The sequence below is a fragment of the Pseudozobellia thermophila genome, from assembly GCF_900141855.1.
In the GTDB taxonomy this organism is placed as follows: domain Bacteria; phylum Bacteroidota; class Bacteroidia; order Flavobacteriales; family Flavobacteriaceae; genus Pseudozobellia; species Pseudozobellia thermophila.
In genome coordinates this window covers 5,144-6,729 of sequence record NZ_FQYU01000005.1, presented here as the reverse complement: position 1 = coordinate 6,729, position 1,586 = coordinate 5,144, and the positions used below count along the sequence as shown (strand labels likewise).

The 1,586-nt window shown below is 37.3% G+C and carries 2 protein-coding genes; both read left to right on the top strand.

What is annotated here, in order from left to right; genetic code table 11:
* Positions 1–124: 124 nt before the first annotated feature.
* Positions 125–871, top strand: coding sequence for a hypothetical protein (locus BUB37_RS13295; protein ID WP_072994318.1), 747 nt, complete (start codon positions 125–127; stop codon positions 869–871).
* A 225-nt stretch (positions 872–1,096) separates the two neighbouring features.
* Positions 1,097–1,366: a hypothetical protein gene (locus tag BUB37_RS13290; protein ID WP_072994317.1), complete on the top strand. Its 270-nt coding sequence runs from the start codon at positions 1,097–1,099 to the stop codon at positions 1,364–1,366.
* Positions 1,367–1,586: the final 220 nt, after the last annotated feature.

The window sequence follows — 1,586 nt, the reverse complement described above, 5'->3', positions numbered from 1 at the left end:
GACATCACCGCCTATAGCGAATGTGCGTCTAATGGCGACCCCTTGCCAAGGTATGCCAGGCATACCTCGCAACTCGCCATAGCCGTCTGGCCGTTAGGCACAATACTAAAAACGCAGTCAAAATTTGAAAATCATAGCCAAAATATTTTGTATAGGTCTTTTAATATCATTTTACGGGTGTCTACCTGGCATTGGAGAATGGGATATAACCCTATATGAACAAAAAATTGAGGGAACGTCTAAGGCTATTTATAAATACGATGCTTGGGGTGGAAGGGATTCGCACGTTTCCGGATATACGGTTCGGGACACCACTCAAAAATTCACAATCGCAGGAGTCAATAATTTACCGATTTCACAGTTAACTGACATCCCAAATAAAAATCTAATTCAGGCTATTGCGACAGTTCGAGTTCCTTATGAAGAGATGAAAGACTTAGAAGAATTATTTGTACCTGTAGAAACAAAAAAAATAGAAATTGAGGGACTAAATCTTCGAATAAAATACTATCAAGATAAAGACTTGAGAAATATGAAAAGAAGATATTACAGATATCAATTCAATGGTTTTAAAGAGACAAGAGATTCTATAACTTTTTATGACTTAAATGATATAGTTAGTATGGACAAATCGCCACATAGAGATAGTATAAAAGTAAAAAAAGGACATGTAATAATACGGCAAAGAGAGAATCTAGGAATAGTAGCAATAGAAATTGAGGATTTAACCCTATCAAATGGACAGGATAGTTTGATATCTAACTTGAGTTGCGTTTTGACGTCCAAAAACAAAATTGAATTGAGTGAATTTTCTGACTACGGGGTGTTTAAAGAAAAAAGTACTGCGCCTAACAATGGCTATAGCAAATAGGGCATAAAGCGCCTAATTTAAAGGCTTGGGCTCATTTACTAAGTCCGCCAAATCTTTTGGATTTGGCAATTAAAAAAAGAAAAATAATTACAAAACAAAAAGCTCTGGCTCGCAGACCAGACGGAAACGAAAAGTTTCCTTGCCTGCCCTACTTGCCATAGCCTAAGCGTTGGCAATAATTATGAAATATTGGATTTCTGACAAGGAGAATTAACCAAATTAAAAATGGAACTTTTACTCATTATTCTTATTCCGATTATTATTTGGATTGCTAGTATTTATATGCTGACTGGCTGGGACAAGTTTAATGTATTTTTTATCGCAAACGGAATTTTAATATCTGTATACGTTTGTGCTTTAATCTTTGGAAAATCAATTTGGCCACATGATGAATATGGATTAGGATTCCTCTACAGGCTAGCAATTTGTTTATTATCTCATGTCTTGATTGTATTCGTTTTCGCTATTATAAAAAACAGACAGTTGAAAAAATAACTATTGCCAACAATGGCTAAAATTCATTGCTTGCGGATTTCCTAAACGGAAATCACGCGCAAAAAGCTATCTTTAGGTTCGGCTGGATTGTCCTTCGGACGAATCACAGCAACGAACCTTAGCCCAACCGATGGTCGATGATACCTCCGGCCCGTAAAAAACCGGGCGGTCGAGGCCGCCGCCCTACCTTTTTTTCCTACCATCGACCATCGGCCAGACA

What these genes read in the sequence shown, in the direction of transcription:
- BUB37_RS13290 (WP_072994317.1), top strand. Translation starts at nt 1,097, where the DNA reads ATGGAACTTTTACTCATTATTCTTATTCCGATTATTATTTGGATTGCT.